12 protein-coding genes are annotated in these 16,411 nt (G+C 36.2%); 4 read left to right on the top strand and 8 right to left on the bottom strand.

Annotated features, from left to right (window positions below; translation table 11 throughout):
- Nucleotides 1-151: 151 nt before the first annotated feature.
- Together LG276_RS11535 and LG276_RS11530 are read right to left on the bottom strand one after the other, a co-directional pair.
- On the bottom strand, nucleotides 152-1,087 hold the full coding sequence (locus tag LG276_RS11535; RefSeq protein WP_224936399.1) for an L-threonine 3-dehydrogenase: 936 nt from the start codon (nucleotides 1,085-1,087) through the stop codon (nucleotides 152-154).
- 41 nt (nucleotides 1,088-1,128) lie between these two features.
- Nucleotides 1,129-2,319, bottom strand: a complete 1,191-nt coding sequence (locus LG276_RS11530) for a glycine C-acetyltransferase (RefSeq protein WP_251161574.1) — start codon at nucleotides 2,317-2,319, stop codon at nucleotides 1,129-1,131.
- Between the two features lie 314 nt (nucleotides 2,320-2,633).
- Here LG276_RS11530 and LG276_RS11525 point away from each other — a divergent pair, with 314 nt between their 5' ends.
- The gene (locus LG276_RS11525) at nucleotides 2,634-3,176 is read left to right on the top strand and encodes an NADPH-dependent FMN reductase (RefSeq protein WP_224936397.1); all 543 of its coding nucleotides are present in this window, start codon (nucleotides 2,634-2,636) and stop codon (nucleotides 3,174-3,176) included.
- 469 nt (nucleotides 3,177-3,645) lie between these two features.
- Entirely contained in the window at nucleotides 3,646-4,065 is a 420-nt protein-coding gene (locus tag LG276_RS11520) for a Fur family transcriptional regulator (protein WP_191811732.1), read from the top strand.
- 161 nt (nucleotides 4,066-4,226) lie between these two features.
- On the opposite strand, the gene LG276_RS11515 is transcribed toward LG276_RS11520, so the two are convergent.
- The gene (locus LG276_RS11515; RefSeq protein WP_251161573.1) at nucleotides 4,227-6,815 is read right to left on the bottom strand and encodes an AAA family ATPase; all 2,589 of its coding nucleotides are present in this window, start codon (nucleotides 6,813-6,815) and stop codon (nucleotides 4,227-4,229) included.
- Complete coding sequence (locus tag LG276_RS11510) at nucleotides 6,812-8,131, bottom strand: 3' terminal RNA ribose 2'-O-methyltransferase Hen1 (RefSeq protein WP_251161572.1); 1,320 nt, start codon at nucleotides 8,129-8,131, stop codon at nucleotides 6,812-6,814. Before LG276_RS11510 ends, LG276_RS11515 begins: the two co-directional genes overlap by 4 nt.
- A 158-nt stretch (nucleotides 8,132-8,289) precedes the next feature.
- Here LG276_RS11510 and LG276_RS11505 point away from each other — a divergent pair, with 158 nt between their 5' ends.
- Nucleotides 8,290-9,843 (top strand): ABC-F family ATP-binding cassette domain-containing protein, encoded by a 1,554-nt coding sequence (locus tag LG276_RS11505; protein WP_224936394.1) that lies wholly within the window; start codon nucleotides 8,290-8,292, stop codon nucleotides 9,841-9,843.
- A 61-nt stretch (nucleotides 9,844-9,904) separates the two neighbouring features.
- Here the strand turns inward: LG276_RS11505 and LG276_RS11500 are convergent, their stop codons facing one another.
- The 3 genes from LG276_RS11500 to helD all read right to left on the bottom strand — a co-directional run bounded on the left by LG276_RS11500 (nucleotide 9,905) and on the right by helD (nucleotide 14,712).
- Nucleotides 9,905-10,636, bottom strand: coding sequence for an SDR family NAD(P)-dependent oxidoreductase (locus tag LG276_RS11500; protein ID WP_251161571.1), 732 nt, complete (start codon nucleotides 10,634-10,636; stop codon nucleotides 9,905-9,907).
- A 111-nt stretch (nucleotides 10,637-10,747) separates the two neighbouring features.
- On the bottom strand, nucleotides 10,748-12,295 hold the full coding sequence (locus LG276_RS11495) for a triacylglycerol lipase (RefSeq protein WP_251162010.1): 1,548 nt from the start codon (nucleotides 12,293-12,295) through the stop codon (nucleotides 10,748-10,750).
- 170 nt (nucleotides 12,296-12,465) lie between these two features.
- Nucleotides 12,466-14,712: an RNA polymerase recycling motor HelD gene (gene helD / locus LG276_RS11490; protein WP_251161570.1), complete on the bottom strand. Its 2,247-nt coding sequence runs from the start codon at nucleotides 14,710-14,712 to the stop codon at nucleotides 12,466-12,468.
- Nucleotides 14,713-14,894: 182 nt separating this feature from the next.
- Between helD and LG276_RS11485 the strand changes: the two genes are divergently transcribed.
- On the top strand, nucleotides 14,895-15,719 hold the full coding sequence (locus LG276_RS11485; RefSeq protein WP_251161569.1) for an MBL fold metallo-hydrolase: 825 nt from the start codon (nucleotides 14,895-14,897) through the stop codon (nucleotides 15,717-15,719).
- Here LG276_RS11485 and LG276_RS11480 read toward each other — a convergent pair.
- Nucleotides 15,714-16,340, bottom strand: a complete 627-nt coding sequence (locus LG276_RS11480) for an NUDIX hydrolase (RefSeq protein WP_224936390.1) — start codon at nucleotides 16,338-16,340, stop codon at nucleotides 15,714-15,716. The genes LG276_RS11485 and LG276_RS11480 overlap by 6 nt on opposite strands.
- Between the last annotated feature and the right edge of the window lie 71 nt (nucleotides 16,341-16,411).

The following is a 16,411-nucleotide window of genomic DNA, read 5'->3' as shown; positions in this document are numbered from 1 at the left end:
TATATTTATGTAAACCTTTTATCGTCTCAGGATTCGAACTAAAATGAACAAATTTACGATACGATAAATCCTCCTTAGCATGGATATACTAAAAATCTATTTTAACTCAAAGAAAAACGCCCGCTTATCAAAAGGGCGTTTTTCTATATCATTATTTTAGTTTATTTAACATATCCTCAGTCATTCTTGCAAGATCATACTCTGCTTTAAATCCCCATTCTTCTTTTGCGGCTGAAGCGTCAATGGCATTTGGCCAACTGTCAGCAATCGATTGGCGAACTGGATCGACATCATACGTTAAGGTGAATTCTGGTATATGCTTACGGATTTCAGCAGCGATTTGCTCCGGTTCAAAACTCATTGCTGTCACATTAAATGAATTACGATGTAATAATTTTGCTGGATCAGCCTCCATAAGGTTGACTATCGCATTTAAGGCATCAGGCATATACATCATATCCATATAGGTGCCTTCTGCAATATAAGAAGTATATGCTTTGTTTTTCATCGCTTCGTAATAAATCTCCACAGCATAATCGGTCGTTCCGCCCCCTGGAGGTGTTACGTAAGAAACTAATCCTGGGAATCGTAAACCGCGCGTATCCACACCGAATTTATGATAGTAATAATCTGAAAGAAGCTCTCCAGACACTTTATTGACACCGTACATTGTTGTTGGTCGGCAAATCGTATCTTGTGGTGTAAGGTCTTTTGGTGTAGAAGGTCCAAAAGCGCCAATGGAACTTGGCGTAAAGAATTGCGCACCCGTTTCTCTTGCTGCTTCAAGTGCGTTCATCAATCCACCCATATTTAAATTCCAAGCAAACACTGGATTTGCTTCAGCTGTTGCTGATAATAAGGCAGCCATATGAATAATAGAATCAACTTGATGCTTTTTCGCCACTTCTAACATCGTTTTTCCATCTGTAACGTCTACCATTTCAAAAGGACCTGATGTAGCTGCCTCTGAGTCATTGCTTCTAATATCTGTTGCAATGACATGGTCCGTTCCATAGATTTCTCTCAATTTCAGTGTTAACTCTGAGCCAATCTGGCCAAGTGCACCAGTAATCATAATTTTTTTCATTTTTTCTCCTACCCTTTTCAACCCTCTCTAAAGGGGTGATTTTATATAATCTCTAGTTCTTTTCCTACCGTTTCATATATAGTTAACGCTTGATCTAGCATTTCTTTCGTATGTGCAGCAGATGGCATATTACGTACACGACCAGTTCCTCTTGGTACCGTTGGGAATACGATGGACTTTGCATACACTCCAGCTTCATTAAGTTTCTTACTAAATTCTTGCGTTTTCACTTCATCCCCAATGATACAAGGTGTAATCGGTGTTTCACTTTCACCGATATTAAATCCTAATTTCTTTAAGCCTGCTTTTAAGTATTCACTGTTTTCCCATAACTTTTCATTGAGCGCTGTGCTCTCCATTAACTTCTCAATCGCTTTTTTACTTGCAGCGGCATCAGCAGGTGTAACAGATGTAGAAAATAAGAAAGGTCTACTTCTCACCTTTAACCAATCGATTAATTGTTGTTTACCAGCTACATAACCACCAACTACTCCGATTGCCTTCGATAATGTACCAATTTGGAAATCCACTTTATCAGAAAGACCAAAATGTTTTACCGTACCAGCACCCTTACCTAATACACCAGAACCGTGAGCATCATCTACATATGTTATTAGATCAAACTCTTCAGCGATTTTAACGATTTCTGGTAATTTAGCAATATCACCATCCATTGAAAATACACCATCTGTAATGACCATTACTTTATTGTATTGCCCAGATTCTGTTGCTTCCTTTGCTTTTGCTCTAAGATCGTCCATATCAGAATGAGTAAATCGAATAATCTTTGCTTTGGATAAACGGCAACCGTCAATAATAGAAGCATGATTAAGCTCATCTGAAAGGATGGCATCATTTTTATCCATAACTGCAGAAATCGCCGCCATATTACAATTGAATCCAGATTGATAAGCAATTGCTGCCTCTGTATGCTTGAATTTTGCAAGTGTTTCTTCAAGCTCTACATGAATTTGCAACGTACCATTAATCGTCCTAACTGCTCCTGCACCAACACCATATTTATCAATCGCTTCTTTAGCAATTGTCTTTAACGTATCATTTGTTGCTAAACCTAAATAATTGTTAGAAGATAAGTTGATTAACTCTTTCCCGTTAATTTTAATGATTGGACCATTCGCACTTTCTAACGGGTCAATTTCGTTATATAATCCTTTATCTTTTAAATCCTCAAGATTTTCACTTAAAAATTGATTAAGAATATTGCTTGACATATTTCTTTTCCTCCTAGGGTTTCATCTTCATTTTCTTTTCAAAATAGACAACTGTCCTCTGGAAAAATACAACTATTTTCTAGTTATACATTTGCTATGTATAGGTTTTACAAATTATACTTTACCACATTTTAAATAATTGTACACATATAGAGGACATATTTTCAAAAGAACTTTATTAGTTAATTTACCCATTTTACTTAAAAAATGTTCCTTTAATTGAAACGATTAGATTTTCTGAGCATTTATAACAGATTTCAAATAGGTCTATGCTATGATGGAAACATTAATTATTACATAATGGAGGCGTTTATATGAAAATTGCTGCATTTGTTGGAAGCAATCGTAAAGAATCAATAAATAAAAAGTTAGCCTTATTAATGAAAGATCGTTATCAAGAAGAGCTCGAGATAGATATCCTCCCTCTTGAAAGATTACCGATGTATAATCAAGATGATGAACTTACACCACCAGCGGCCGTTTTAGAAATTCGCCAAAGAATTAAAGATAGTGATGGGTTATTATTCTTAACACCTGAATATAATCACTCCATTCCTGCATTTTTAAAGAACGCCATTGATTGGTTTTCAAGAGTGGAAAAAGTTATGGTCAATAAACCTGCGATGATTGTTGGGGCAACGCCTGGTGCAATGGGAACAGTAAAAGCGCAAATGCACTTGCGTCAAATACTCAACTCAGCTGGAGTCGGCGCTGTCACACTTCCAGGAAATGAAGTTTTTATCGGTACCGTGCTTGATAAAGTAAATGAACAAGGAGAACTTGTACACGAACAAACTCTAGATTTCTTAGATCAGGTTGTAAACAATTTTATGAACTGGGCAGAAAAAGTAAAATAACCTTCACTTCCATTATTAAGATTAAACATATAAAAATCCGTAATGTTCCAAAAAACGATAATGTTTTATGGAACATTACGGATTTTATATTTGTACAAAATTCGAACTCTTTTATCAACTAGAATCCCCATTCAAAGTGTAATTGATAATCCCCTTCCGTCTTCAATATTCTTTCACACATTCATGTCATGTAACATATTAGTATATTGGTGATTAAAAAAACTAAAATTATTACACACTCAACGAGGATATATTACAGGTAATGTCGAAACTATATTTATACACAGTCCTTATTTATAATTATTATAAAAAAGTATTGATTTTCGAATGAGAAGTGTTATTATTAATATATATCGTTAATATGTTAGTCATTCTCATATTTCGTTATTTTTCACTTTTTCTCATTTGCCTTTAAGTTCTACTTAAAGGCATTCTCAACAATTACATCATTATAAATGAGGGTTATAGCATGAATAAAGACCAAATAGAAAGCTTAATTCCCTTATTAAAAGAAAAAAATTTAAGGGTTACACCACAAAGAATACAAATTTTAACGACACTGATTGACATGAATGGACATCCAACAGCTGAAGACATTCAAAAAAGAATCCCTATCATTAGTCTCGCTACCATTTACAATAACTTAAAACTATTTGTTGAATTAGGAATCATTAATGAGCTTCCTTATGGCAATGGATTAAGTCGCTTTGAATTTAGTCAGTCCAATCATTATCACGTTATCTGTGAATCATGTGGAAAAATTGCAGATATTAACTATCCGGAACTTACAGAAATTGAAGAAATGGTAGCTAATCTTACAGGTTTTTCCGTCAATAATCACAATATGGAAGTGTATGGGAAATGCCAAGAATGCATAGAGAAAGGATGATTCCGATGAAAAAAGAAGATAAAATTTGCCCAGTATGTAAAACAAAATTAATTAAGTTAAAGCATAGTACAATTTGCGCTTGTGGTAATAAGATTATGAAAGATAAAATTCCATCATAAAAAAAGCCATCATATATTATAGATGACTTTTCTCTATGACGACTATAATCTCGGGTCGACTTCATCTCCTTCGAGGGCAAGTATAGCGACAATACATTCATGAATTCGACCTATTTCTTCTTGCTTTACAAAGCGGTTTAACGCCTCTATCCCTAAGAAAAATTCTTGCAACGCTAGTTTTTGTTTACGTTTCGTGTTTCTTCTCTTCAACCGCTCTAAGTACTTCTCTTCTAAATAATCCATGCCATATATGATTTGTAAATACTTTCTTCCCCTTACCTTTAAAGCTGGTTGTAACAGCTTCCCTTTTTCCCATACGGTAAACTGGTTAGGTTTAACAACCATTCCTTCATGCCCTTCTTCTGTTATTTCTTTCCACCAATTAATTACTTGCTTCCAATCCGATTCATCTTCAATAAGTAAATATTCAGTACGTCTAAAAATACTACATATATTGGATAGTTCTTCTACATGAGTCATATGCCACGTATGGGGATTTTCGTGATATACTCTTCCACTATGTGCTAGGATATGAAATGGAGCAATCACAATGCGATCTATGTCAGAAACTTCCCAGCAATACTTTTCATACACTTTTTGAAAACTTTCTGCACGTTCTAACTTTTCCTCATTTTCCTTTAACCACTGGTTCTCAACCATTGATTCATTTAGTGCTTGATCCAAGATTTTTCGATCTAAGATCGCACTTTCAGCTACAAGTTCATATTGTTTATTGATTAAATCTTGTGCCTTTAAATTCCATGGCATGATCTCACAATCCAGTAATACAAAGTCTGTTTCGTACTTATCAAAATAGTCATTTTCCTTTAAACTAGATTGGATAACCGTTAATATTCGCTCTTCTATATCCTTCTTAAAAAAGCGCTTCCCACTTCTTGAATATATCGCACCTAAATTACTAATCCCAGTATAGTTTAACGCTACTTCCTCATTCTTAAAGATGAGTAAAATACCCCGTGAACCCATATGCTTTTTCTCAACAATCAGTTGATTAACACCATTATCCTGATAATATTTAAAAGCCTCTATTGGATGTTCTAAATAATCTGGCAACTGACTCGGAATAGGAACAGGGCTCATAGTTGGAGGGAGATAAACCAGTTGACCAAAATGGGTATCGGCTGTAGATAACGAGCCAATGACTGGTTTTACATACTTACCTTTCACACTTACATCTTCGAATTCTTCCATTTGTATGCGGAAACCTTCAATAAGCGCTTGTATATTTGGGGGTAGCAATCTCTTGCTCTTCCATTCTATTATTGGGTTATGCTCTACACCGTTATAATTTTTGAGGGCATCAACTGCGACAAATGACTTCTCGGGATATCGATAGGCTGTTAATTTCCCTCCAAATACTACACCTTGATCAATATTAATCGTAGAGTTGATAGTAGTCGGATATGGTCTCGGATCATGCCCCCATATAATGGTCATATGACCTGTATGATGATGATACCATTCATCTCTAATGGGAATACCATCTTTCATGCGACTTGATGATTCACCGTATCGACAATAATCCGATATTTGTTGGGATTTCTTGCCTATATACTCATCTTTAATCCCTGCATGTGTGCATACAAGCATCGGCACGCCTTTATCCTCGATTATATAATGTGCCGGAGCATCTCCTAAAAACTGAATGAACTCATCCTTCAGGCGCTTTTGCTCTTCTTCTGAATAGGTAGCTAACCATTGATTGATTTCTTTAGCTGTCAGTTCGTCACCATGTTGTAAAGTAACTTGATTTCCTTTTAACCATCTGTAGATTTTCCAACCATGATTACTATCAATCATATAAGCTAAGTTATTATTAACATGATTTTTAAAAAATAAAAGCGTTTCTAAAGAGCGCGGTCCCCGACTCATAATATCTCCTAATGATAAAAACTTCCTCCCAAGGGGATGAGTATAGAGCCCTTGTTCATTTTCTTCATATCCTAACTTCTCTAATAATTGTAATAGCTCAGTATAACAACCATGAATATCACCAATGATATCAATTCCTGCTCCCACATCAATAGGAGGAACTTCATCCATTCGTTCTATTTCAACAGAGTGATTCAATTCTTTTATCATATAAAGTTGATGATAACGTTCTGTCTTTAAATAACGCTTATGATATTGGAACCTTTTCATTTGTTGTTTAATGCGCTTTGAACCCCTTGGGAATACTCGTTCGTTATCTCTCATTAATAATGTATCTAAATCGATATCTAGCACAATTGCGCTTATCGGTAAATGATGGCGATGTGCAATGGAAATCAATTTTTTACGATCATCACTATTTATATTAGTCGCATCAATGAAACTACATTTATTTAAGCGACATCTTGCTTCTAGGGTCAATTCTAGCAGTTCAAATGCCTCTTTAGAAATCCTTTGATACTGTTCAAATAAGATTTGCGCCATCTTATTATCAGTGCTTTCAACTGAGTTGTACTCTTGATCTGCAACTATTTTTCTATATTTATCTGAACTTAAAATTTCTGAGTCTTTTATTTGTCCGCTATCGACCAAGTTCTGCAATAATGTTGTTTTACCGCTACCAGAAGGCCCAACAAGTAAAACGACACCAGCGTTAGGAAGTGTGATTCTCCTCCTCATACCATCACCTCTTTTTCAAATACGACTATCTGAGTCGGTGAACCTCGTTCATGATCTACCTCACCTATACTAGAAATGCTAGCTTTATAAGCATACATATCAGTCATCTTCTCAACCCATGCTAGTAATTCTGCTCTTGTCCATTCAAAGCGATGATCATAATGACGCATTGATTCCCCAAGTTGATAAAGTGTATTATATTCTTTATTCGGTGTTGTAATAATACAAACCGCAGGCTTATACTCTTGAAAAATCAGTTGCATGGCCGTATGCAATTTTTCCTCGGCAATATGTTCGATCACTTCACATAAAATAAAGACGTCTTTATTCTTTAGTCCATCATCATAATAAAATACCGAACCCCATTTTTGCATTGGCATTAAGAAGCCCGGATTTTCGGCAGCTTTTGCATATCTTTTTTTCGCCTTTAACGTTTCTCGTTCACTTGGTTCAACTGCGATTATTTCACTCACATTTGGTAAAAAGCCTAATCTAGTACTAAGCTTTCCTTCTCCACTCCCCATATCTATTATCTTTCTAAGATGAGGTTTAGATTGAATGATTTCGATTATCTTTTCATAACGTAGTTGGTTTAGTCCTTTTTGCTTCTTTTCCTTTTCAACCTTTATGTGTTCGGTTATATGGTCGTCTAACAGCCCTTTATACTTTAAGGCACGTTTATAAATCCATTCTTTTTGAGGATGATCATCTAGCCAACCTTCTCCGAACCGCTGAAGCTTTTCCGCCTCTTTTTCATCAATAAAATAGTGCTTATAATTATCAATAACTGGAATGAGAATAAATAACTGCCTTAACCCCTTTTGTAACGTTGTCTCACCTGTAACAGTTACATAAAGAGGACTGTTTTTCGTTTCAGATTGCACAGATAAGGTAAATCCAAGCGGTGAAAACAACTCCCGAAGATTCTCTACAGAAAGGTCTGTATTTACTGGACCAAATGAATAAGAAAATTGAAATACCTGCCGTACATATGGTAAATATTCTTCCTTAGGTAAGCCATTTAGGGCTGTCGCAAGAGAAGAGCGTATGAGTGATAAAAACAAACTACTAACTGCAAATTCACGGTCATTAATATAATGTGTAATATCTAATTTCTCTCCACTATCCCTTACTAAACTTATAGCATCCAAAACGACGTATATCGTTACTTTCACCTCATTAGGAGTAAAGGTTTGATAAAAGAGACGTACTTTATGCCCTTTATGTTCTTTTTCATAAAGACGTTCAGGGTGTTTCGCCAATAAAAAAGAAAGGATATTCGCGCCTTCTCCTTTTGCATGGATCGTTAATTGCATAACAATCCCCCTTTTATATGTATTTAAACCATATTATACCACCATCCATTCTTCATAAGGAATTTTTCTTTTATAGATAAATATCGCCTCTCCCCTAGTTAAACATCGAGAAATCTAGTATGATTATTAAATGATTATGAAGAAATGAGGATTACAAAATGAGTTTACTTACAGTTGATCATCTTAGTCATACTTTTGGCGATCGAACATTATTTAAGGACGTGTCTTTTCGTTTATTAGCAGAAGATCACGTAGGGTTAGTTGGAGCAAACGGGGTAGGTAAATCTACTTTAATGAATATTATTACAGGGCAGCTTATTCACGATGGGGGCAAAGTGGAATGGACACCTAATGTACAATATGGGTATCTGGATCAACATACTGTTTTAACCCCTGGAAAAACGATGCGCGATGCATTAAGAGATGCCTTTCTACCATTATATAAAAAAGAAGAAGAATTAAATGAAGTCACAGCGAAGATGGCAGATGCCACACCAGAAGAATTAGAAGTTTTGCTTGAGAAAATGGGTGAAATTCAAGATACACTAGAAGCAGGCGGATTTTATTCAATCGATTTAAAAATAGACGATGCAGCAAGAGGGTTGGGATTAGATGCAATAGGTTTGGATAGAGATGTCGCAGCACTTAGCGGGGGGCAAAGAACAAAAGTCTTACTTGCTAAACTATTGCTTGAGCAACCTCAAGTTTTACTCTTAGATGAACCAACAAACTATTTAGATGTTGAACATATAGACTGGTTATCCCACTATTTAAAAGAATATCCGTATGCATTCATTTTAATCTCGCATGATACTGAATTTATGAACGGAGTCTCAAATGTTATTTTTCATCTAGAATTCTCTAAACTTACTCGCTATACGGCTAGTTATGAAAAATTCTTAGAACTGGCAGAAATCAATAAAAATCAACATATCCACGCATATGAAAAGCAACAAGAATTCATCAAGAAACAAGAAGATTTTATCGCAAAAAACAAGGCGAGATATTCAACAACAGGTCGTGCAAAAAGTAGGCAAAAGCAATTAAACCGGATGGAGAGAATTGATCGTCCTGAAACTGCCGCTAAACCTACTTTCGAATTTAAAGAGTCGAGGGCTAGTAGCCGTTATGTGTTTGAAGGCGAGAATTTTGAAATTGGTTATACACATGCCCTATTGCCAAAAATGTCAATTACGATTGAAAAAGGGGATCGCATTGCCATTGTTGGATGTAACGGTGTCGGAAAATCTACCCTCTTAAAAACGATGCTTGGAAAAATCCCAGCGATTAGCGGGAAAATTGAAAGAGGTGACTTCCTCTACCCTTCCTATTTCGAACAGGAAGTGAAAGGCGAGCAAATTACACCCATAGATGATGTATGGAACGAGTTCCCGGCGATGGATCAGCATCAGGTTCGTGCAGCTCTCGCTAAATGCGGGCTAAAAAATGAACATATTTCAAGACCAATGAACCAACTAAGTGGGGGAGAACAAGCGAAAGTACGTCTTTGCAAGTTAATGATGAACGAAAGCAATTGGCTACTGTTTGACGAACCAACAAATCATTTAGATATTACGGCGAAAGAAGAATTAAAAAGAGCCTTAAAAGCATATAAAGGCACCATTGTCCTCGTTTGCCATGAACCCGACTTTTACGAAGATTGGGTCACAAAAGTGTGGAATGTAGAAGAGTGGTCAGACGCAATGAAATAGAAATATAAACAAGCAAGGTTCCTTTACTCTTACTAGGGGAACCTTGCTTTTTATCTTTTATTTATTCTTCATATATCATTTTCTTCGTCATACCACCATCTACAGTAATATTCTCTCCGTTCACAAAGTTATTTTCCGGATCTGTTAAGTAAAGACAAGCTTTAGCTACATCAGCTACCGTCCCGACTCTCCTTGAAGGGTGCTGATGATGATCTACTTCTCGCAGTTCCGCCTTCTCATTCGTAACAATCCACCCTGGCGAAATACAATTAACCGTAATGTGATAATCAGCTAGGGAAAGAGCTAATGCATGAGTTAAACTAACTATGCCACCTTTTGAAGCGGCATAGGCTTCTGAATTGACCTCAGACATCATCGAACGAGTAGAAGCCATATTAACAATCGCTCCACCCGATTCGTTATTTTTCATATATTTTGCCGCTTCTTTCGTGGCTAGAAATACGCTTCTTACATTTGTATTGATGACACGATCCCATTCATCTAATGTTAATTCGAACAAAGGTTTAAAGACAGATACACCAGCATTATTAATGAGAATATCTACTTGTCCATATTTCTCGATCGTTTGTTCTAATAATCGTTGAATGTCTGCTTCTTCTTGGACATTTATCTGAAGGCAATCAAGCCCCTTTGCTTCAAGCGCAGCAAAGTTCGAATCATCCCAATCAGCCACTACTACGTTGGCACCTTCCCGTTTATATGCGAGTGCAACCCCTTGACCAATGCCATTTCCTGCACCAGTGACAATAACTGTTTTATTTATAAACTTCATTCACATCTCACCCCATCTATTTCAATTGACTTGCCTTTATTTTAGTTAAAAAGAAAAAGAGATGCCAGTATCAGCACCTCACACACCGATCAAACGATAAATGAAACTCTACTATTGTACATAAAACGAGCGAATAACTGTTCTTTCATAAGGGGCCCCTTGAAGTGTTTTACCTTTTATATCAATAGTCATATTATAAACACCACTACTTAACTTAGCATTAAATTGTCCAATTGACCCATTACGCGAAGTGTTTTGTACATTTAAAGGTGCCACTACTGTATTGCCATTCTTATCCACTAATTTCGTATTCATTGTGATAGATTGTATATTGTTGTTTGATTGTAGGGAGAAAGCAACTGGATCCTTTGAGAAAAGTGGATTCATCTTTAGTTCTAGATTATTTTTCCCTTCATGGGTAACATTCATCACATAGGCATTATCCTTCTTGCTAGATGTTAGTTGCACTTGCCAACGACCTGTTTCAGATATAATGCCAGTAAAACTATGTGCTGCTGCCCCATTAAATATTTCTGCACTTTTAGGTGATGAAGTGTAACTTTGATACTCTTTCCCAGTTGGCGAAATTAATTTAACTTTAACATCCTTCGTTGATGTCCAGATTTGTATGTTTTTAAGTTGTTCATCCACATGAAAGGATTGATTATAAGAGGCATACCCTTGCCATTCGCCACCGTGGGTATAGGAGGAAATATCTTTAGACATTAATGTATCGCTACTTTTTACATCATCCGTTGTCAATCCGGTTACAGATGATGAACGCAAATATGGTTCAATTCTAGAAAATACAGCGGAGCCCATACGAATTTTATCATGATCGAGAGAGGTGTCATTAAAGAGATGTGTACCATATGGTAACCTTGTACTCCAATCATTAACTAAACCATCATTTTCACCTTCAGAGGATAAGTATTGGCCACCCATCCATAAAGCGGACATTGACGGCCCCTTATTTGTCCCGGAAACAGTGTAGTACTTATTCTTCGTTGCATGAGAATGATGATCAGTTATTGAGCGAAAGTGAGCCATTTCACCTACCTGCAAAGAAAAGGTACCATCATCCTTTTGCCCTAATAAAGTACCTAACCACCCTGCCCACCAACTATAAGCAAGGTCGGCCAAATGGGAACCATGATGCGGGGAACCTAATGTAATGACTCGACCGACATATGCGTGTGCACCATAATGAATGAGCGCCGCTTGTGTATCTGGTCCACCTTTACTGTGAGCGACAATATTTAATTTTCTCCCTTGGAAATGCGCGGAAATATCAGCAAGCATCGAAGCGAGAAGTTCACCGTTATCCAATTGGCTTGCCGAACCTTCTCCTGCTGCATCATGCAATTGTACAAACACAGTTTGATAACCAGATTCATACGCTTTTGTATACATATCATTTACACCATGATATTCCGTTTCTTCATACCAACTAGTTGAACTACCATTTTTTCCTTGAACAAAGACAATCGGGGGTTTACTTGTATCTAAATTCGGTGGTACACTTCCGAGAAACCACTCTCCCGGCGTGAATACTTCCCCTGGTGGCTTAAGCTTTCCTTGAGGCGTAATCGTTTTAGCAGCAAATGCTTGAGAGGTTGTTAACATAAATAGCGTGACGATGGCAATACAAGCGACCATTTTTTTCACTTCACATTCCTCCCTCTATTCAGGTTGAAAGCAAAAATTGCTCCCTTAAAAGGGTTATGCAAGAAATCCCCTTTTCCTCCTTTAATATGTAAAAACACATCAAAAGATATAAAAAAAAGTATGCAAGATACGAATAATATCCTACATACCTAAAACAATCATTACGATATATATTCATATGTGTGCACATCTGCTCCATTTATAAACGGATTCGTTTGTGATTTTTGCAGGATGACTAATTGATGCATTGCCCGCGTACACACTGTATAGAATAAAAAGCGGTCCCTCTCTTTTTTATATTGTTCACCATCGGGGATAACAACAGCATCAAATTCAATCCCCTTTGCTAAATAAGATGGAATAATGGTAATTCCTTTTTGAAATTCCGTTGTTTTTTGATGGATAAGGTTCACATTGTTAAGATGAGGCAATAATTGACGGTACCACTCCTCACTCTGACTCGCACTCCTAGCAATGATCGCAATGGTTTCATGACCTAGCGAGACGGATCGACGAACGACATCTATGAGTATCGTTAGCGCTTCTTCCTCATCCACATTTTTGATAATGGGCTTTTCGCCACTTCGGTTAAAAGGAATAATATCTTCATTATTTAAAAGCAGACTTGATGTAAATGTCGTAATCTCTTTCGTTGAACGATAACTTTGTCTTAATTGATAGATTGTTGCTTTTTCATTACTAAAAAGGACAGACTGATTGTCAGCGTGATAGTGGATAGTTTGATTCACATCTCCCAATAACGTCCACTTACTATGCGGGAATAACTCTTTTAAATAGGCAAAGTGAAAGGGTGAATAATCCTGTGCTTCGTCAATAAAAATATGACGTACAGACGTATGACCATCTTCCTTTAATAATTGTTGTTTTAAATATAAATAAGGAACCACATCTTCATACAACATATCACCAGATACAATTGCCTCTAATCCCGAATCATCTTTGTTACTTGTACGTAAAAACTCATCGTACATTGCAAGTATATCAACAAAATAGAAAGATTTGATTTGTTTCCGAAGTGGCTTAAGTCTCCTTTTCACAACCATTTTCATCAAATACGCTTGCTCAACTTCTGGTTGCATGAAGCCATCATCATCTATTTGCTGTGCCTTTTTATATGCTTGTAAATAATCTTCTTTATCAAGTAATTCTACTTCATTCTCAACCCAAGCCTTCTTCCGTTCTGCTTTCTCCTTTTTCTTTATAATAGAAAGGATCCATTCTTGTATAAGTTGCAGTCTGTTCGCGATTGAAATGTTACTTTCATAAGAATAAAACTTCTCACCGATTTCATCGACAGTCAGCCATTTTTCATTATGAAAGGTGAGATCACGGAAAATCATCCCTTCTATTAATAAATGGTTAATATATTGATCCATAGAAGATTGATAGGATAAAGAGGACTTATATTCAATTTCCTGAACTCTTTTTTCACTTGAATCATTTTCTTGAAGAAGAAATTCTAATTGATCAAGCGGTGTTTCTATCGTAAGCTTTGCATCAAACTTACTTTGAATGAAGTGCCAAAAAGTATCCTGCTTCATATTTTTCTCACCCAATTCTGGTAACACTTGAGAAACATAACTATTAAATAGCGGGTTTGGCGAGAAAAGAATTATATTTTCCGCATGTAATGATTTCCTATAATGATATAGAAGGTAAGCGATTCTTTGTAATGCTGCTGATGTTTTCCCACTACCTGCCACTCCTTGAACAATAATTAAATCGTCTTTCACATTGCGAATAATTGCATTTTGTTGCTTCTGAATCGTAGCAACAATACTTTTCATCTGTGCATTTGCGTGACCACCTAACACTTCCTGCAGCACACTATCACCAATCGTTAAACCCGTATCAAATAACCCTTCAATATTCCCCTTTTTTATAATAAATTGACGCTTTAATAACATTTCTCCCATAATTGTTTCATATGGGGTGTCATACTTTGCTTTTCCAGGTGTGTAATCGTAATACATACTCGCAACAGGTGACCGCCAATCATAAATAAGAAACTGCTCATCGTTTTCATCCATTAATGAGGCAACACCAATATATATGGATTCCTTTTCTTCCCCATCTTCCCTAAAATCAATTCTGCCAAAATAGGGTGAGTCTTTTTGTTTCGACAATATGTTGACATATTGATCGAGCATTCCCATTCGCCGTTCTCTTTCCCCTAATAATTCTGCTTGCTGCTTTACACTTTGAAATGTCTCAATCACATCGTCCATTTCCTCTAGGTTGACTGTCACATCATCCCAAAATCCTGTTTTTAATTGTTTTACATCCTTCTGTACGTGGTCGCGATTTTCTATATAAGCGACTTGCTTCTTATTCACTTCATGTATTATTCTATCTACCCTTTTTTGCTCTTCTTGTCGCTCTTGCATAGAATCACTCCTCGATAAAAAATTAGTTGACACATCTTAATATTTTTGTTATTATTATATTGGATACTTTTATACAATAATAATAAATAGCCATGCCTATGTATCATAGCATAGTTTTAAAGTAAGTATCAATAGCTAAAAAATATTCATAATATTCAAATTATTTATAAAAGGTGGACATAATGAAATCAGATATTAGTGTATTACGTATACCTATTCCTACTCCCACTCTTTGGCCATATACAACAACAAATAGCTACATCATCGGTAATAAAGAGGAAACTCTAATCATTGACACTGGTTATAATCAACCCATTACAAGAGAAACACTACATACAGCACTAAAAAAACATGAGCTTCCCATTCCGAAAGCGATTCTTCTCACCCATGGACATAAAGATCATTCACCTGGAGTGAAACAACTTCTTGATTGGCAAATACCTATATTTGCTCATCCACTTGAGGAGCCCGAAATCAGAAGGAATGTTCAAATTGATAACCTCCATTACCTTTCAGATCACGAAGAAATATCTATAGGCGATAAATCTCTGATAGCATTACATCTCCCAGGGCATTCTTCAGGTCATTTAAGCTTTTATTTACCTTCTAAGAAGATTTTACTGGCAGGTGATAATTTAATAGAAAAGGGAACTTCTTGGATTGGTACACCCGATGGGAATATGAAAGATTATTTCATCACATTAGAAAAAATAAAATCATTATCCTTAACAATGGTTGGTCCTGGTCATGGCGATTGGATTAATAATCCATACGAACATATTGATTATGTACTGAATAGAAGAATGCAGAGAGAAGAACAAATTTTACATATTTTAAAAGAGAATGAGCCCCTGTTATTACACGAAATTACGAATAAGATATACGCTGGTCATATTCACCCTTCAAACAAAGTAGTAGCAGAAAAAACAACAGAAGCTCATTTAATTAAGTTGATAGAAGAAAGAAAGGTTATACAGAACAGAAATGCTTACTCAAGTTATTCATGAAGTTGCATCTAACCAACAAATTGCTTTTTCAAGTGAACGGATAGTCGGGTTTATGAGTTTAATTTCACCCTTCTCATATGCATGCAAAGCATCTTTTGGATAAATCCACCTGGCTTCTGCAACTTCATAAGGATCAGGAATTGGTTGTTGCCGTTTTGGGAGACGTGTAATAAAGAAACGTGTATCAAAACGTATTGGACTTTTTGCTGGTGTCGTTTTATGGCCGATATATGTGAAGCAGCGACAATCAAGCGCGGCTTCTTTTTCTTTTAATAACTCGATAAAACTTATTTCCTTTTTTAAGAGCCTTTTCCTATCGTTCAAACTTTCTTCTTTTTGAAATGAGAGCGGCTCTCCTGTTCTATCACAACCAAGGAAAACTCCAATTTCTTCATAGACTTCTCTTGCGGCAGCAACATAATAAGCTAAAGGGATATTTTCCTGATCTGTTGGAGCAATTAATCTATTAGATAGCAGCGAGTCTTTCTCATCCACTGCGCCACCAGGAAAAACATAATGCCCAGCAAGAAATTTCATTGTTGCTGGGCGTTTCGTCATATATACTTGTCCTTGTGGATTGATTAATAAGACTGTCGCCGCTGGCTTAGGAATAGTTTCCATGTATAAGTCACACCTTTTTAGAAGAATATCATCTTATTCATTTATACTTCTCTAACGCTAGCAAAATTCCT

It is taken from the genome of Cytobacillus kochii (assembly GCF_044790165.1).
In the GTDB taxonomy this organism is placed as follows: Bacteria; Bacillota; Bacilli; order Bacillales; family Cytobacillaceae; genus Cytobacillus; species Cytobacillus kochii.
Note: the sequence above shows the minus strand (reverse complement) of the source record. Positions and strands in the feature narration are given on the sequence as shown.

Coding starts and splice junctions, on each gene's coding strand:
- LG276_RS11500 (WP_251161571.1), bottom strand. CDS start 10,636: ATGAAGTTTATAAATAAAACAGTTATTGTCACTGGTGCAGGAAATGGC.
- LG276_RS11515 (WP_251161573.1), bottom strand. CDS start 6,815: ATGAGGAGGAGAATCACACTTCCTAACGCTGGTGTCGTTTTACTTGTT.
- LG276_RS11485 (WP_251161569.1), top strand. CDS start 14,895: ATGAAATCAGATATTAGTGTATTACGTATACCTATTCCTACTCCCACT.
- helD (WP_251161570.1), bottom strand. CDS start 14,712: ATGCAAGAGCGACAAGAAGAGCAAAAAAGGGTAGATAGAATAATACAT.
- LG276_RS11505 (WP_224936394.1), top strand. CDS start 8,290: ATGAGTTTACTTACAGTTGATCATCTTAGTCATACTTTTGGCGATCGA.
- LG276_RS11535 (WP_224936399.1), bottom strand. CDS start 1,087: ATGAAAAAAATTATGATTACTGGTGCACTTGGCCAGATTGGCTCAGAG.
- LG276_RS11495 (WP_251162010.1), bottom strand. CDS start 12,295: ATGGTCGCTTGTATTGCCATCGTCACGCTATTTATGTTAACAACCTCT.
- LG276_RS11525 (WP_224936397.1), top strand. CDS start 2,634: ATGAAAATTGCTGCATTTGTTGGAAGCAATCGTAAAGAATCAATAAAT.
- LG276_RS11510 (WP_251161572.1), bottom strand. CDS start 8,131: ATGCAATTAACGATCCATGCAAAAGGAGAAGGCGCGAATATCCTTTCT.
- LG276_RS11520 (WP_191811732.1), top strand. CDS start 3,646: ATGAATAAAGACCAAATAGAAAGCTTAATTCCCTTATTAAAAGAAAAA.
- LG276_RS11530 (WP_251161574.1), bottom strand. CDS start 2,319: ATGTCAAGCAATATTCTTAATCAATTTTTAAGTGAAAATCTTGAGGAT.
- LG276_RS11480 (WP_224936390.1), bottom strand. CDS start 16,340: ATGGAAACTATTCCTAAGCCAGCGGCGACAGTCTTATTAATCAATCCA.